At 73.6% G+C, this 16657-nt stretch carries 13 protein-coding genes; 9 read left to right on the top strand and 4 right to left on the bottom strand.

The genetic code is table 11. The annotated features are described in order from the left end of the window. Positions 1-22: 22 nt before the first annotated feature. From ACGF2V_RS00405 to ACGF2V_RS00365, 9 genes are all read left to right on the top strand, one after another. A complete protein-coding gene (locus ACGF2V_RS00405) occupies positions 23-2023 on the top strand; it encodes a hypothetical protein (RefSeq protein WP_362705828.1) in 2001 nt (666 codons plus the stop codon). Between the two features lie 112 nt (positions 2024-2135). Continuing rightward, complete coding sequence (locus ACGF2V_RS00400; RefSeq protein WP_362619834.1) at positions 2136-2573, top strand: phage tail protein; 438 nt, start codon at positions 2136-2138, stop codon at positions 2571-2573. 5 nt (positions 2574-2578) lie between these two features. Then, positions 2579-3394, top strand: coding sequence for a peptidase M23 (locus tag ACGF2V_RS00395; RefSeq protein ID WP_389046776.1), 816 nt, complete (start codon positions 2579-2581; stop codon positions 3392-3394). Continuing rightward, complete coding sequence (locus ACGF2V_RS00390; RefSeq protein WP_362705831.1) at positions 3394-5457, top strand: VgrG-related protein; 2064 nt, start codon at positions 3394-3396, stop codon at positions 5455-5457. The genes ACGF2V_RS00395 and ACGF2V_RS00390 overlap by 1 nt, the downstream gene beginning before the upstream one ends. A gap of 152 nt (positions 5458-5609) precedes the next feature. Then, complete coding sequence (locus tag ACGF2V_RS00385; protein WP_362619837.1) at positions 5610-5903, top strand: PAAR domain-containing protein; 294 nt, start codon at positions 5610-5612, stop codon at positions 5901-5903. A 6-nt stretch (positions 5904-5909) separates the two neighbouring features. After that, the gene (locus ACGF2V_RS00380; RefSeq protein ID WP_362619839.1) at positions 5910-6323 is read left to right on the top strand and encodes a GPW/gp25 family protein; all 414 of its coding nucleotides are present in this window, start codon (positions 5910-5912) and stop codon (positions 6321-6323) included. Between the two features lie 37 nt (positions 6324-6360). After that, positions 6361-8319, top strand: coding sequence for a putative baseplate assembly protein (locus ACGF2V_RS00375; protein ID WP_362705834.1), 1959 nt, complete (start codon positions 6361-6363; stop codon positions 8317-8319). 5 nt (positions 8320-8324) lie between these two features. Continuing rightward, positions 8325-8858, top strand: a complete 534-nt coding sequence (locus ACGF2V_RS00370; RefSeq protein ID WP_362619843.1) for a phage tail protein — start codon at positions 8325-8327, stop codon at positions 8856-8858. 770 nt (positions 8859-9628) lie between these two features. Further along, positions 9629-10159 (top strand): discoidin domain-containing protein, encoded by a 531-nt coding sequence (locus tag ACGF2V_RS00365; RefSeq protein ID WP_362705902.1) that lies wholly within the window; start codon positions 9629-9631, stop codon positions 10157-10159. Positions 10160-10358: 199 nt separating this feature from the next. Here the strand turns inward: ACGF2V_RS00365 and ACGF2V_RS00360 are convergent, their stop codons facing one another. The 4 genes from ACGF2V_RS00360 to ACGF2V_RS00345 form a co-directional block, all read right to left on the bottom strand. After that, positions 10359-11741, bottom strand: a complete 1383-nt coding sequence (locus ACGF2V_RS00360; protein WP_362619846.1) for an amino acid permease — start codon at positions 11739-11741, stop codon at positions 10359-10361. Between the two features lie 580 nt (positions 11742-12321). Next, a complete protein-coding gene (locus ACGF2V_RS00355; protein ID WP_362705839.1) occupies positions 12322-13155 on the bottom strand; it encodes a M55 family metallopeptidase in 834 nt (277 codons plus the stop codon). Further along, positions 13152-14528 carry a diaminopimelate decarboxylase gene (locus ACGF2V_RS00350; protein WP_362619850.1) on the bottom strand — a complete coding sequence of 459 codons (1377 nt, stop codon included), beginning with the start codon at positions 14526-14528 and terminating at the stop codon, positions 13152-13154. Before ACGF2V_RS00350 ends, ACGF2V_RS00355 begins: the two co-directional genes overlap by 4 nt. Before the next feature lie 344 nt (positions 14529-14872). After that, the gene (locus ACGF2V_RS00345) at positions 14873-16657 is read right to left on the bottom strand and encodes a helix-turn-helix domain-containing protein (RefSeq protein ID WP_362619851.1); all 1785 of its coding nucleotides are present in this window, start codon (positions 16655-16657) and stop codon (positions 14873-14875) included.

Raw genomic sequence — 16657 nt, 5'->3', positions numbered from 1 at the left:
CGCGGGGAGGGCGGAAGAGGTCATGGGGCTGATGTCCTGGCTGCGCGACGGCAGTTCCTGGCTGCGCGGCGGCGCGCGTACGGAGGGTGACGCGCGTGCGGAGGAGGGCGGGGCGCGCACGGGCTCCGATGCGCGGGCGGACCGCGATCACGGCGTATGGGCGGAGCGCGGCGCGCCGCGCGAACGGGCCGATCTGTCCGAACTCCCGCCGATCCAACGGACACTGGCGGGTGGCCAGGGACTGGTCACGAATCCGTCCGGGTTCCAGGAGACACTCTCCACCCGGCGCGACATCGCGCTCGGTACGCCGCTCGGCCATCTGGTCAGTCCGGACGCGCCCACGGGGCTCGTGCACGGCGTCACCGCCCCGGCACCGGTGGAACGGGGTGGTGACCCCGTGCAGCGGTCGGCGCAGGCGCCGGGTGAGGCATCGGGGTCGGCTCCCGGTGAGGTGTGGGGCGGGGCGTCGGCGGGGTTCCCGGTCCGGGGCAGGCCCCTGCCGGTGTCTCCGTCCGCTTCCGTCGGTGTCCCGGCACCCGGGCCCGCCGACGTGCAGCGGGCCATGGATGGTCGGTCGGCGGCGATGACGTCGGCCGGGGACTCGGCCGCGGCGGAGCTGCCCGTACGTCACCTGGTGGGCGAGCGGGCCGTCGCGACGGTGGCGGATGGCCCCGGCGCCGTGCCCGGGGCCCCGACCGCCTTCGATCCTGACGCCGGACCGGTCCCGCCCTCCGTCCAGCGTGCGGCGGTGCCTCCGGCCGGCGACCGGGCTCGGCGTGCGCCCGGTCTCGGGGCGCCGCTGTCGGCCCTGCCGCCCACCGCGCAGCGCCGGGCCGCCGCGACCGATGCGACGGGCGCGACCGGCGCGGGACCGGCGACGGGGACGGCCGCGGAGGTCGCTCCCATCGGGCCCGTCGTGCCCGTGGTGGCGCGGAGTGCGGAGAGTGGCGACCGTTCCGGCGCGACCGCGGGGGTGCCTGCTCCGCCCGACACCGCCATGAGTCGGGAGACGTCCGACTCCGAGGCGCCCACCGCGCCTCTGCTCGGCGAGGACCCCCTCCTGGTCGTCCCATCGGAGCCCGTCCCGTCGGAGCCCGTCCCCGTGTCCGGTGCGGTGGTGCAGCGCCGGACCGCCCAGCCCCCTCCCGCACCTCTGTCGCCGCCCCCGGCCACCGGACCCGTCGCACCGCTGCTGGCCGACCGGCCGCTGACGCCGCAGTCCGTCGACGGGGGCTCCGTCGGGGGTGGCACGGCCGCCGCCGTGCAGCGCGTCGGCCCGGCGGACGGACCGGGTGGCACCGGGCACGGGTCCACATCCGCAAGCGCGTCCGGAGCCGCATCCGGAGCCCTGCCCGGGACCGGGCCCGTCCCCGACGCCGTTCCGGTGCGCTGGACGTCCGCCGGGACCCGATCCCCGGGAGCCCTGTCGACGGCGGCGACCGCGTCCCTGTCGGCGGCGGTGCCCCTGCAGCGCGGGGGCGCGCCGCAGGGGAACGCCCCGGGCGGGTACCCCCCGCCGCGGCCCGGTGTGCAGCGGCAGGCGTTCGACGGGCCGCCGGTGCCGCGTTCGGCGGGCGCCACCGGAAGCCGTACCGCCTCCGCCTCCTCGATGCCGGCCGACGGGTTCACGACGGCGGGTTCCGTCGCCGTCACCGCGGGGGTGGCCCAGCGGATGGCGGACGGCAGCGTGGTGTTCGGGCCGCCGCCACCGACGTACTCGGCGCCGGTCGTCCAGCGCGAGACGGAGAGCGCGGAACCACCCCCTCCGGAACCTCCCCCGAACCCCGGACCGGAGCCGGATCCGGAACCACAACCGGAACCGGAACCCGGGCCCGAGCCGACCGGTGCCGCCGCCGGGGCCCCCGCCCCGCCGGGAGCCCACCCCCCGGCCCCCGGCGGGGCTCCGCCCGTCGTCACCGACGAACTGGTCCGCGCCCTGTACCCGCCGCTCAGCCGCCTCCTCAAGGCCGATCTGCGGCTGGAACGCGAACGGTCCGGTTTCCTCATCAACACCCGTCACTGAAGCACCGGTCACTGAAGCACCCGGCGCTGAAACGTCCGGCACTGAAACACCCGGCACTGATGAGAAGCGACGAACAGCAGACCGCACCACAGGGAATTGAGAGGTACGTGCCATGGCCACCGCCCCGAACGACGACCCCGCCGTCAGTGTCTGCTTCGTCGTGACGATCGACGACATCGAGCTCGGGTCGTTCAACACCTGCGACGGGCTGGGCTGCGAGGTCGTGCTCGAAACACGGGAGGAGGGCGGAAACAACGGGCACGTGTGGCAGTTGCCGACCCGCCTGAAGTACTCCAACGTGAAGCTCTCCAGGCCGCTGACCAAGGAGACGGAGAAGGTCGCCCGCTGGTTCGCCACCATGACGACCGGGTTCAGCCGCAAGACCGCGCACATCGAGGCACGCACCGGGGACGGGCAGAAGGTGGCCCAGTGGGGGCTGCTGGAGGTGGTGCCGGTCCGCTGGACCGGACCTTCCTTCACCCCCGAATCGCCCAAGGTCGCGATGGAGACGATCGAGATCGCCCACCACGGCTACGTGATGGAGGGCTGATCGTCGTGAGCGGTGCGGGTCCCATCGCGTTCAGCGCCGCCGGTACGTCCGGGGTGTCGGCCGCCGCGAAGGCAGGCGGGGGCGGTTTTGCCCGGCCCAAGCTGGAGCACGCCTACCTGGAGCTGCGCACGCCGCCGACCGGAGGCGGGCTCACCCCCGGTGCGCCCTGCGGACGGATCGACTTCCAGTTCAACCCGAAGGAGCTGAGCCTCACCAAGGCCGCCTCCTGGAAGCGGAGCCCGGCCAAGGGGGCCAAGAGCTCGGGCCCTCCCGAGTACCAGGGCTCGCAGCCCAGCAAGCTCACCGTCGAGATGTTCTTCGACGCCGGCGACACCCACGACACCCGCGTGGTGACGGCGGTGGAGCAGCTCTTCGCGTGCTGCGTACCGACGAACGAGACCCGCCAGCAGCAGCGCTCGTCGCCGCCCTGGGTGGTGTTCCACTGGGGCGGGCTGACCGGGTTTCCCGGCTACGTCAGCCAAGTGCAGGCCAAATACACCCTGTTCACCACGTCGGGCGTGCCGATCCGGGCCGTCTGCCAGGTGACGATGGAGGAGATCAGCGGCGAGACTCCGGGGCAGAACCCGACCTCGGGCGCCCTCGCGGCCCGCCGTGTCCACCGGCTGGACGCGGGCGACTCGCTGCCGTCGCTGGCCCAGCGCGAGTACGGGGACCCGGCCGCCTGGCGGGCGATCGCGGAGGCGAACGGGATCGACGACCCGATGAGACTGGCCCCGGGACGCCAACTGCTGCTCCCCGCGCTGGACGAGCTCAAGCGCCTGGACGAGGAACAACGGGTACGGGACGGGGGGCGGTCCTGATGGCGAGGCCGGGTGTCGCGACCGCGCTGGTGGTGGAGTTCGGGGGCCGTCCGCTGCCGCCGAAGTTCGTGAACACGCTGGTCGAGGGGTACGTCGACGACAGCCGTACGCTCCCCGACCTGTTCCTGCTGCGCTTCCGCGATCCGGACCGGGTGCTGCTGGAACAGGCCGGGCTGAAGATCGGCACCGAGGCCCGGCTGCTGGCCCGCGGGGGCGGTGACACGGCTCCGAAGTCCCTGCTGAAGGGGGTGGTCACCGCCCTGGAGGTGGAGCTGGACGAGACCGGTACCTTCACCGTCGTGCGCGGGCTCGACGAGTCGCACCGGCTGTTCCGGGGGCGCCGGGTGGCCAGCTACCAGAACATGACGCTCGCCGACATCTGTTCCCAGGTCGCCCAGCGCGCCGGACTGAAACCGGGGAACGTGGACGTGGCCGGGCCCGTACTCGAACACATCGCCCAACCCAACGTCACCGACTGGGAGTTCGTCAGCTCGCTCGCCGAGGAGGCCGGTGCCCAGGCGTACGTGCGGGACGGGCAACTGCACGTCACCCGCCCCGTGGAGGCGAGCGGCGCGCCCGACGGATCCGCCCGGGCCGACCGCGACCCGCTGGTCCTGGAGATGGGCAGCAACCTGCTGCGCTGCCGGGCCGGGGTGTCGTCCGCCGAGCAGGTCTCCGAGGTGGAGGTGCGCGGCTGGGACGTGAGGACGAAGCAGCCGCTCGTCGGGCGGGCACCGGCCGGGAAGTCGGCGACGCTGGAGCTGGGGGTGAGCGCCGCAGATGTGACCGCGCCGTTCGGTGAGGCGCGCTTCGTGGTGACGGACGCGGCGTACGGGGCACAGGCGCAGGTGGACCAGGCGGCGAAGGCACTGGCGGAACGGATCGCCGGATCGTTCGCGGAGCTGGAGGCGGTGATCCGGGGGAACCCGGAGGTGCGGGCGGGCAGCGCGGTGGCGCTCAACGCGGTGGGCGCGCCGTTCGAGGGCCGGTACACGGTCACCACGTCCCGGCACGTCTTCGACCCGGTGCGCGGGTACGAGACCTGGCTCACGGTCTGCGGGCAGCAGGAGCGCTCGCTGTTCGGGCTGACCGGTGGAGGGCCCGGCGCCGGCCGGTCCGGGGCGGGAGCCGGGGCCGGGGCGCGCTGCGCGGGGCTGGTCAACGGGACGGTCACGGACACGCAGGACCCGGAGGGCTCGGGCCGGGTGAAGGTGCGGTTCCCCTGGCTGTCGGACGAGTACGCGAGCGACTGGGCGCGTACGGCGCAGTCGGGCGGGACGAGCGGCGGCGAGGCGTTCATCCCCGAGGTGGGGGACGAGGTGCTGGTCGGGTTCGAGCATGGGCACCTGGACCGTCCGTACGTCCTCGCCGGTCTGTACAACGGGAAGGACCGGCCGTCGCAGGGCAGTGGCGCCGGGGGCGGAGCTGGCAGCGGGGCCGGGGGCGGAAGCGGAAGCGGTAACGGTGGTGATGCGGGCGGCGGGCCGGGGGGTGCGGCTGGAGCGGCGGCCGGCGCGGCGTCCGGCGCCCCGGACACTGCCGGAACAGGAGCCAGGGCCGCCGGGCCCGGGCCCGGTTCCTCCGGGGCCTTCGCCGGAACTCCGTTGGTGGACCCGACCAGCGGAGCCGTCAACCGCCGTTCGATCGCCTCCAAGAGCGGCGACCAGCTGGAGATCCTCGACAGCGCGGACGGACCGCAGGGTGTACGCCTGCTCACCGGCGACGGCAAGCTGAAGATCGACCTCGACCGCAGGGGAACCGTCATCGTCATCAACAGCGACGGCAGCGTGACCATCGAGGCCAAGCAGCAGGTGTCCATCAAGGCGGCCCGTGGTGTCGCGCTGGACGGCGGACGGGGCGCGCTCGAACTGAGCGGTGACAGCGTCCGGTTGACGTCCCGCAGCGGGGTCCGGGTGGACGGCGGGAACGGGGAGGTCGAGCTCTCCACCGGCGGCACGGTGAAGGTCCGGGGCGCGCAGGTCGCCGTCGACGGAACACAGCGCACCGACATCAAGGGCGGCGGCTCCCTGGCCATCAACGCACCGCTGGTGAAGATCAATTGACGGAGACGCCGACGGACTGGCCGACGAATCGACCGACGAATCGACCGACGGACCGACGAATCGACCGACGAATCGACGGAAGCCGCGTACACACCGAGCGGACCGAGCGGACCGAGCGAACCGAGCGAACCGAGCGAGAGGAACGGACTTCCATGTCAGCAGGCGCGGCGGCAGCCGCACGGGTCGGTGACCCCACCGGGCACCCGGGCACCGTCGGGCCGCCCGGTGTCCCGTCCGTGCTCATCGGCGGACTGCCCGCCGCCACGGTCGGCACCCCGCACCAGTGCGCCGCGCCGCCGCCCGCCGTGCACCCGCCGTCCGTGATCGTGCCGCCCGGCAGCACCACGGTGCTGATCGGCGGACGGCCCGCCGCCCGGGTCGGGGACCTGGCCGGCTGCGGTGCGCCCGTCGTGTCCGGCTGCCCGACCGTCCTGATAGGGGGCTGAGCGGCGATGGGCCAGCAGTTCATCGGCGCGGGCTGGGCGTTCCCGCCGCGCACGGACGCCACCGGGTCCATCGCCCTGGTGCGCGGCGAACACGAGCTGGAGGAGTCGATCCGGCTGATCCTGGCGACCTCGCCGGGCGAACGGCCCATGCGGCCGGAGTTCGGCTGTGCCATCAACGACTACGTGTTCGCCCCCGCGGACGCGGGCACGGCCGGGCAGCTCGCGTACGAAGTACGCCTCGCGCTGGACCGGTGGGAGCCCCGGATCGAGGTCACGGAGGTCGTCGTCCGCTTCGACGAGGCCGACGAAGGGGTGCTGTACATCGACGTGGGCTATACCGTGCGCGGCGCCAACGACCCCCGGAACCTGGTCTTCCCGTTCTATGTGATCCCGGAGCACGAGGAGGTGGACGGCCGGTGAAGCTGTCCGGTCCGCATCTGGAGGAGGTGGACGGCACGTGACGCTGCCCAGTCCGCACTTGGACGACCGCCGTTTCCAGGGCCTGGTCGACGAGGCGAAGCGGCTCGTCCAGCAACGCTGCCCCGAGTGGACCGACCACAACGTGTCCGATCCCGGCGTGACCCTCATCGAGGCTTTCGCGACCATGGTCGATCAGCTCGTCTACCGGGTGAACCGCGTGCCGGAGAAGAGCTACCTGACCTTCCTCGATCTGATCGGGGTCCGGCTGCACCCGCCCACCGCCGCCCGTACCGACGTGACGTTCCGGCTCTCCGCGCCGCGGCCCGAACCGGTGCGGGTGCGGACCGGTACGGAGGTGGCGACCGTCCGCACCGAGACCGAGGAAGCGGTCGTGTTCACGACCGTCCGCGAACTGTCCATCGTCCCCTGCGAGTTCGCGCACATGGCGACCTGGCCGGTGTCGGGCGACGCCGTCGACCGGACCGAGGAACTCGCCCTCGGCCGGGCCGTCCCGTGCTTCGGTTCCACGCCCGCGCCCGGCGACGCCCTGTACGTGGGCCTGTCGGCGGCCGTCCCCTCGGGCGTCGTCGTGCTGCGGCTGGACTGCGCGGTCGAGGGCGTCGGCGTCGACCCGCTGCGCCCGCCGCTGCTGTGGGAGGCGTGGGACGGCAGTGCCTGGACGGTCTGCGAGGTCGAGAAGGACGACACCGGCGGCTTCAACAGGTCAGGGGAGCTGATCCTGCACCTCCCCGAGGGGCACGCCCCGGCCGTCGTCGTGCGCCGGACCGGTGGCTGGCTGCGCTGCCGGCTGGTCGAGGCCGAGCCGGGGCAGCCCACCTACATGGCGCCCCCAGTGGTGCGCGGGGTCACCGCGTTCACGATCGGCGCCACTGTGGGGGCCGTGCACGCCGAGACCGTGACCGACGAGGTACTGGGCCAGGCCGAGGGCGTACCGGGGCAGAGCTTCGCGGTGAGCCGCCCGCCCGTCGTGCCCGGCGACTTCGTGGTCGAGGTGTCCGATCCGGCGGGAGGCCCGCACGGCACGGAGTGGACCCGCGTCGACGACTTCGCGCACTCCGGCCCCGGCGACCGGCACATCACCCTCGATCCCAACTCGGGCCGGGTGGAGTTCGGTCCGGCGGTACGGGAGCGGGACGGCTCCATCCGCTACTACGGGGCGGTGCCGCAGAAGGGCGCCACCGTACGGGTGCGCACCTACCGCACCGGCGGTGGCTTGCGTGGCAACGTCGCCCGCTCCACGCTCCGGGTGCTGCGCAGCGCCATCCCGTACGTGGCCCGGGTGGAGAACCGGCGGCCCGCGCTCGGCGGGGTCGACGGCGAGACGGTGGACAGTGCCCGGGTGCGCGGTCCGATGACGCTGCGGACCCTGCACCGGGCCGTCGTCCCGCACGACTACGAACTCCTGGCCCGCGAGGTCGCCCCGGACGCGTCCCGGGTGCAGTGCGTCCCGGCAGGGGGCGACACGGACGTGGAGGCGGGCGGGGTCCGGCTGCTCGTCGTCCCGGCCGGGCGCAGCGACGAGCAGGGCCGCATCCAGTTCGACGAGCTGATCCCGCCGCAGCACACCCTCGCCCTGATCGCGGGTCATCTGGACGAACGGCGGCCCATCGGCGCCCGGCTGGTGGTCGAACCGCCCTATTACCAGGGAGTCACCGTGGTCGCCTCGGTCCAGGCCCGCAGAGGCGCGGTGCCGGAACGGGTACGGGAGGAGGCCCTGGCGGCTCTCTACCGCTACTTCAACCCGCTCAGCGGCGGGCCGGCCGGCGACGGCTGGCCGTTCGGGCGCCCGATCCAGTCGGGCGAGGCGTTCGCCGTACTGCAACAGGTGGCGGGGGTGGACCTGGTGGAGGACGTACGCCTCTTCCCCGCCGACCCCGTGACCGGACAGCGCGGCGAACCCGCCACCAAGATCGCACTGGACCGGCACGCGCTGGTCTTCAGCTACGAGCACCAGCTCCGGGTACGGGAGGGCTGACCGCCATGCGCACAGGCGTGACCGGCCTGCCCACCCCGCACCCGCTGATCGAACAGCTTCCCGCGGTCTACCTGGACCAGGACTTCCTCCGACGGTTCCTCGCCGCGCTCGACGATGTGCTCGCCCCGGTCCTGCTCGCCATCGACAACCTGCCCGCCCACCTCGACCCGCGCAGCGCGCCGGAGGACTTCCTGCCCTGGCTGGCCCAGTGGGTGGCCGTCGACCCGCATGAGGACCAGCCGGTCGACCGGCGCCGCGCGGCGGTGCGCGGCGCGGTCGAACGCCACAGCAGGCGCGGCACCCGGCGCGGGCTGGCGGAGGCGGTGTTCCTGGAGACCGGGATCGAACCGGACATCGTCGAGAGCGGCGGTACGGCGTGGTCGTCGACCCCGCACACGCGGTTCCCGGGCGGGCCCCGACCATGGGTGACGGTACGGATCCGGGCCGAGCGGTCCGAACTGGTCGACCGGGTGCGGCTGGAGGAGCTGATCCGTACGGAGATACCGGCGCACGTGGGCTTCGACCTGGAGGTGTCGTGATCTGCGAGGCGTGCGGCCAGAACAACGCACCGGGCACGCAGTTCTGCACGTCGTGCCAGGCGTTCCTGGAGTGGGAGGAGGGTCCGGGGCGTACGGGGGGCCCGGGTGGTTCGGGTGGTTCGGGCGATCCGGGCGGTGCGGGGCCTTCCGCCGCCGGGACGGGGGCTGCTCCGCAGCTGCAGCCACGACCGCAGCCGCAATCTCGGCCTCAACCGCGACCTCAGCCGCAGTCGCAACCCATGCCCCAGCCGTCTCAACCGCCGTCACCGCCGTCACCGCCGTCACCGCCGTCACCGCCGGCTCCACCGTCCCCGGCTCCACCGGCTCCACCGTCCCCGGCTCCACCGGCTCCACCGTCCCCGGCTCCACCGGCTCCGCCACCGTCACCGGCTCCGCCGCCTCCGTCCTCGCCCGCCGCCACCACGGCCGCCCCGCGCCGCCCGGGCGACGAGCGGGAGGCGCACGAGCCGGGGCCCGAGGCGTTCCCCGACGTACCGTCGGCACCCGCACCCGCACCCGCACCCGCACCCGCGTCCCCGAGCCGGCCGCCCGGGGCTCCGATCCGCTGCCCCAACTGCCGTACGGAGAACGCGCCGGACCGCACCCTGTGCATCCGCTGCGCCCTGCTCCTGGACCCGGGACCGCCGCCCGAGGTCCGGCCGCCCTGGTGGCGCCGGATCCTGCGGCGGCGACCGCGTCGGGCGGCCCCCGTCGCCGGAACCCGGCCGAAGCGCCGGTTGTGGCGCAGACCGGGCCTGGCCTTGCCGGTCGTGCTGGTCCTGGTGGCGTGCGGGACATGGTTCGCGCTTCCCCACGTGCCGGGCTGGTTCGGCCTGGCCAAGGACGAGACGGGGACGCCGGAAGCGGTGCCGCCCACCCGGTTCCGGGCCTCCAGCCGGGCGCCCGGGCATCCGGCGGGCGCCGCGTTCGACGGTTTCAACAACCGCTACTGGGCGCCCGCGGCGGCGGGACCCGACACCGGCGTGGGGCAGTACCTGGAATGCGACTTCGAACAGCCGGTCCGGGTGCTGAAGCTGGTCGTCTTCTCCGGCACGTCGGCGAAACTGGACGAATTCCTCACCCAGGCACGTCCGGCCAGGATCACCGTCCGGCTCACCTCCGCCGACGGCGACGAGGTCACCAAGGCGATCAGGGTCAAGGACCAGCCCGGTCAGCAGACCTTCGACCTGCGCGGTTCGGAGGTCGTGCGGGCCCGGCTCACGACGGACAGCACGTACGGAGCGGGCCCCGGCAAGCACATGGCCGTCGCCGAGGTGGAGTTCTTCGGGCGGCGGTCCTGACCGTGTGCGTCCGCCGCCGTCGCGGCGGCCCGCCCGATGCGGCGCGGGCACCCGCACACGGCCCGGGCACCCGCACACGGCGCGGGCACCCGCACACGGCCCGGGCACCCGCACGCGGCGCGGGCATCGCACACGGTGAAGGCCCCGACCGGGCGCCGAGCACGCCGGTCGGGGCCTTGGCCGTACGTGGTCGGGACGGTCAGCGGGGGGTCAGGGCATCGGTCCCGGCACCGTCCGAGGGCGCGGCGGCGGCAGCGGCGGCGTCTCCCGGCTCCGGCCGGCCGGTGCCGCGGGCCCTGCGGACCGCGTAGGCGAGCAGTACTACGACCAGGCTGCCGAGACTGGTGAACAACTGGGTGCGCTGGTCGCCGATGACGGCCATGGCCACCAGCACGGCGGCGAAGCCGGCCATCACAACCCAGGTCAGGTAGGGGAAGAGCCACATGCGCAGGGTCAGCCGGTCGGGTGCCTCGCGCTCCATCCGGCGCCGCATCCGCAGCTGGGACGCGCCGATCATGAGGTACATGAAGATGGCGATGGCGCCCGAGGAGTTGACCAGGTAGCTGAACACGGTGTCCGGGGACAGGTAGGCGAACAGCACCGAGACCCAGCCCACGACGGTTCCGGCGAGGATCGCGCGGGTCGGCACGTTGCGCTTGTTCGTCGCCACGAGCCAGGCCGGCGCGTCGCCGTGCGTGGCGAGGGACCGCAGCATGCGCGAGGACACGTAGACCGAGGAGTTCAGCACGCTCAGCACCGCGGTGAGGATCACGACGTCCATCACGATGCCGGCGCCGGGCAGCCCGATGGTGTTCCAGGCCGCGACGTAGGGGCTGACCAGGACTTTGGCGCTGTTCCACGGCACGATCGTGACGACCAGCACGATCGAGCCGACGTAGAAGAGGATGATCCGCCAGATGATGCCGGTGGTGGCCCGGGCGACGGATCGTTCCGGCTCCTTGCTCTCGGCGGCGGCGATGGTGACGATCTCGGCCCCGCCGAAGGCGAAGATGACCACGACGATCGCGGAGAAGATCGAGGTGAAGCCATTGGGGGCGAAGCCGCCGTGCGAGGTCAGGTTCGAGAAGTCGAACGAGGCACCGGGCCAGGCGCCGAAGACGTACAGCCCGCCGACGATCAGGAAGGCGACGATCGCGGCGACCTTGACCGAGGAGAACCAGAACTCGAACTCGCCGAACGACTTCACCGACAGCAGGTTGGTCGCGGTCATCACGACCATCAGGCCCATCGCCAGCACCCAGAGCGGCAGCCCGATCCAGGCATGCAGGATCGCCGCTCCGGCGACGGCTTCCACGGCCACGATGATGACGTAGTAGTACCAGTACAGCCAGCCGATGGTGAAGCCCGCCCACGGCCCGATGGCGGTGCGCGCGTAGTCGGCGAACGAGCCTGATGAGGGCTTCGCCACGACCATCTCGCCGAGCATGCGCATCGTGCACAGGACGAGCGCGCCCGCCAGGCAGTAGGACACGATCGCGGCTGGTCCGGCGGTCTTGATCACGGAGCCGCTGCCGACGAACAGTCCGGCGCCGATCGCGCCGCCGATCGCGATCATCGACATGTGGCGGTTGCGCAATGAGCGGCTGAGCTCCGGTTGTTGCGGGCTCTGCGGCGCTCTTCGCGATGCGGGGGAAGTCGCGGGGGACGTCATGGCAGCTCCAGTCCTGGGCAAGCGGGGGTATGGGGCGCGGAGGGTTCCCTCCCGTAGAGGGGTGTCCGGCGGGAAAGCGTCCCTCGGGGGCGTGGGCGTCGTTCGGGCGTACGCCCCCGGAGGAAAGCGGCCGGCCGCTCCCGGGGAGCGTCTGGCCGTGCCCCGTGAGGCTCTGGTCGTCGAACGATCACGGGGATCAGGCGGTCCGGCGGCCCGGTCGGGGCCACCGGTCGCCTCACCGGTCCGGTGTGTCCGTGTGCCACCGGATCCGGTGGGTTTGTGACGTCCGGTCGGGTACGTCCGTTGCGACGTCCGGGCGGGTACGTCCGTGGGCTCCGGGCGGGTACGTCGGTGAGCTTCGGTCGGGGGCATCCGTGGGGTGTCGGTGTCCGGGCCGGTGCCTCTGTGTGTCGCGGAGTACGGCTGTGTCGTCGGGGGCACGGCGCGTCCTGGGCGGTCAGGTCGCGTCGGGTATGTGCCTCCTGGGCGGTCAGGTCCAGTCGCCCTCGCGACCGCCGCCGATCACCCAGGTCAGCGCGCGGAAGCGGCGCAGCGCCTCCTGGGCGTCGGGGGTCTCCATGCGTACGGTCCGGGGCCCGGCCGGTTCGACACCGGCCAGTGCGCAGGCGCGCTGGGCCAGATGCGGGCTGTCGACGTCGACCTCGACCACATGCGGTGCCGCCCGTGTGGTGAGACGCGGCGGGGGTGAGGAGAGCGCCGCGGCGGCCTCCCGGCGGATGTCGGCGGACGTGACGGCCGGTGTACGGCAGATCGCGGCGTGCCGGGAGATCGCGGTCTTCACGGTGACGGTCCGGCAGCCGGGTGCGTACCGGGCGGCGTCGCGGCAGGTCAGGTCGTCGCCGGTGACCAGGACCACGGGGGTTTCGGCCTCTGCGGCGACCAGGGCGTTGAACCGCCCCTCGTCGACGGGTTCGCCGTCGATGCGCACGCCGAGGATGCTGTGCGAGAGGTAGGTGTGGGCGAGGACGCCTTGCTCGCCCGCGCCGGTGTGATAGCCGACGAACGCCACCGCGTCGACCCCGGTCTCCAGTCCCTGCATCATGCCCAGCGGCTTGTGCCGGCCGACGATCAGGACCGCGCGGGGGTCGAGTTCCTCGATGAGCACGTTGTCCATGCCGCAGTGCGCGTCGTTCACGATCACCTCGTCCGCGCCCCCGTCGGCGAACCCCGCGACAGCGGCGTTGACGTCCTGGGTGAGCAGTCGCCGGAAGCGTTCGTAGCGCGGCGTTCCCGCCGCGACGTCCGCCGGGGAGACCGTGCCGGTCGCCCCTTCCATGTCAGCGGATATCAGGACGCGTGTCACTCCGTCACCTCCTTCGGCCGTTCCGCGGGGCTGCCCGAGCGCAGCGCGACCAGGGCGTCCGCCTGGGAGAGCCCGCTTTCCTCGACCACGCCGCGCACGCTCTGCGCCTCGCGTACGAGTGCGAATCGTACCTGTCCGTCAGAATCGGTCTGATAACCGTACACAGCGGGTCGAGGCAGGGAATTGTAGGAGAAATGTGACGAAAAGTAGTACGCCCCGGTGTCGTACAGCGCCACCACGTCCCCCGGTTCCACCGCCGGGAGTTCGCGCCCGGTCGCGGTCAGGTCGCCGGCGAAGCAGCACGGGCCCGCGATGTCGACGACCTCGGAGGGGCCCCGCTTGGGGCGTCCCGCGGCGTCGAACACGCCGACGCGCAGCGGCCAGGCGTCGGGCATGAAGACCGTGCGGGTCGCCACCTGGGCCCCGGCGTGCGTGACCGCGATCCGCCGTCCCCCGGCCGACTTGGTGTACTCGACGACCGTGGCGATGGAGCCGCTCTTGGCGAGCAATGACCGGCCGAACTCGGTGACCAGGGCGTAGCGGCCGTCGAACAGCCCGGGGGCGGCGCTCCGGAGTTCGGCGACGTAGTCCGCGTACGTCGGCCGGTCGTCTTCGTCGTCGAAGTTGACGGGCAGGCCGCCGCCGATGTCGATGCCGGTGATCCGGGCCTGGCCCAGCTCCGCGTTGACGCGCTCGGCGAGTTCGTACGCGACCCGCACGCCCTCGGCGATGAGCGGCAGCGGGCAGCCCTGGGAACCGACGTGCGCGTGCAGCCGGTTGAGCCACGGCCGCTGCGCGAAGGCCGCGACCACCGCGTCGACGGCCCCCGGGTCGCGCAGTGCGACGCCGAACTTCGAGGTCGCGGTCGCGGTGCTCATCGCGCCGATGGCGCCCGCGCCCACCTGGGGGTTCACCCGCAGTCCGATGGGCGCGGAGGCTTCCCGGCCGGCCAGCAGGCGGTCGACCCGGGCCAGCTCCTGGAAGTTGTCCAGGTTGATCGCGATCCCGTGGGCCAGGGCGTACTCCAGCTCCTCGACCGTCTTCGCCGGACTGTCGAAGACCAGCCGGTCGTACGTGAACCCGGCCGCCAGCGCCTGCTCCAGCTCCCCGGGCGAGGCCACCTCGCACCCCATCCCCGCGTCCGCGAGCAGCCGCAGCACCGGCACCAGGCCGCACGCCTTCGCCGCGAACGTGTGGTGCACCGCGGCCGGTCCCTCGAACGCCTCGTTCAGCGCCTCGACCGCGGCGAGCACGCCGTCGACGTCGAGCAGCCCGACGAGCGGGGACCGCGGGCCGAGCAGGCCGTCCTCGACGGCGCGCGCCAGCGCGGCCTCACGGGCGGCGGCGCGCCGGGGGGAAGAACCGGAAGTCACATGAACCACACTCCAGACGTCGGGCGTGCACGGCGCTCGTCGAGCCGTCGGCCGTTGTGTGCACAGCTTCGGTGTGCGGCACCCGTCACGTCTTCGTCCCGCTCGACCATGGATGGGTCGGATTCATGTCCGGGACGACAGGAAAACGATCACAGCGTCCCCGCGTGGTGGGTGCGGGAGCACGACGGCGCGGGGTGGTGCGGGGCGGGGCGGTGGAGGAGAACGGGAGTGCACGGGCGCGCGGGGGAGGGGAGCGCGGCTCACGTGATGTGTACGAGGAGCGGAGAGTGGCGTTTACGGCGCGTGCCGGGAGCGGACCTCACCGCGCCTTCCGGGAGCGAACCTCACCGCGCGTTCCGGGCGAGTCGCAGCCCGATGTCCGCCAGGAGCCGCACGGTGGGGTCGGCGAGGTCGACGCCGAACAGTTCGCGGGCCCGGCGCAGCCGGTACCGCAGGGTGTTCGCGTGCACGTTCAGGCGCCGCGCGGCCTCGCCCGTGTCCCCGAAGGCGTCCAGGTAGGCGGCCACCGACGCACCGTACGCGGAACCGTGCGTCCGGTCGTGCTCCGTCATCGCGTGCACGGGTCCCGACAGGGTCTCCCAGAGCGGCCCGACCTGGTCGAGGACCCGGAGCAGCGCCGTCTCGGGCAGCACCTCGTCGAAAGCCGCCGCGGCCGACACCGCCTCCGAGGCCGGAAGCCGCCCGGTCCGTTCCCGCAGCACTCGCACCACCGACTCCGCCGCCTCGCGCGACGCGGGCAGCCCCGACAGGTCTCCGGCCACCGGACCGGCACCCGCGAACACCACGCTGCGCGGGACCGAACGCACCGTCGCCAGCAGGGCCCGTGCCGGGTCGGTCTCGCCGTCGCCCGCCGGGACCAGGACGTACAGCCGCCGCCCCGACCGCGCGGCCACACACCCGTCCCGGAAGGCCGCCGCCTGCAACGCGAGCACGTCCAGCACCCGCTGCTCCGCCGCGCTTCCCGGGACGCCGAAGGCGGTGGCCCCGGCTCCCCGCGTCGTCCCGTACGGCTCCTTCCCGGGCCGCGCCGGGTACGCCGCCGCTGCCTCCGCCGGGTACGCCCCCGCTGCCTCCGCCGCGTGCCCCGCCGCCGTCTTTGCCGGGTACGCCTCCGCGATCAGCACCGCGTAGGGCCGTCCCGGCACGATCCCGGCGTCGTGCGCGGCCCGCACCGCGTCTCCGCGCCCCTCCAGCAGGGCGTGCACCGCCTCGTCCCGCTCCTGGGCCGCGGCCCGGCCCCAGGTCTGGTGGTGCGACAGATGGGGCACGGCAGCCCGCGCCGCCGTACGCAGCGCCGCCGCCGCGCCCTCGGCGAGCGGCCTGCCGTCCGCAGCCGCCCAGAGCGAGCCGAGGACCTCCGAGCCGTGGCGGACCGCGATGGCCAGGCGCTCGGCGTAACGGTCGTCGGCGGGCAGGCGCACCACGTCGTCGGTGCTCCACAGGGCCCGGAAGAAGCCGCTGGCCCGCAGCTCGTGGACGCGCCAGCGGGGCACCTGCTGGCCGAGGATGGTCAGCCGACGCATCGGATCGGGTTCGTGGTCCATGCGCGAGTACGCGAGCACCCGGGACTGCGGGTCCTCGATCGTGATGGCGCCCCCGACCAGGTCCGCCACCGTGTTGGCCAGCCCCGGCAGGTCGCCGAGCCGCAGCCCGCCGACCGCGTCCGTCCCGCCCGGTCCGGCGGGAGCGCTGTGCGCCAGCGCGGTGCGCAGCCGACCGAGCACCTCCGTCCAGCCCTGCTCCGGCCGTCGGGTCAGCAACGCGGTACGTCCGGCGTCCGCCGTCGCCAGCAGTGCCGTCCGCGGCCCGCGGGGCCCCTGTCGCAGCACCACGGCCGCAGCCCCGGCCCGGTCGGCGCCGCGCAGTACGTCGACCGCCTCCGGCGAGGAGACCTCCACGCCGACCACGAGCAGGATCAGCCCGGACGCCGCCCAGGTGCCGTCGTCCCGTTCCTCGGCGGGATCGTGCAGCACCACGTCGGCCACCGGGACGCCCATGCCGCGCGGTGCCACGACGACGTCGAGCATGCCGGGAGCGATCAACCCGAGGATCTGCCCCAGCGATGGTCCGGCGGCGAGCCCGTCCGTTTCATGTGTGTGCGGTGCCAT

This window comes from Streptomyces sp. NPDC047982, assembly GCF_043204165.1.
In the GTDB taxonomy this organism is placed as follows: Bacteria; Actinomycetota; Actinomycetes; order Streptomycetales; family Streptomycetaceae; genus Streptomyces.
This window is presented reverse-complemented; position numbering and strand designations above follow the sequence as displayed.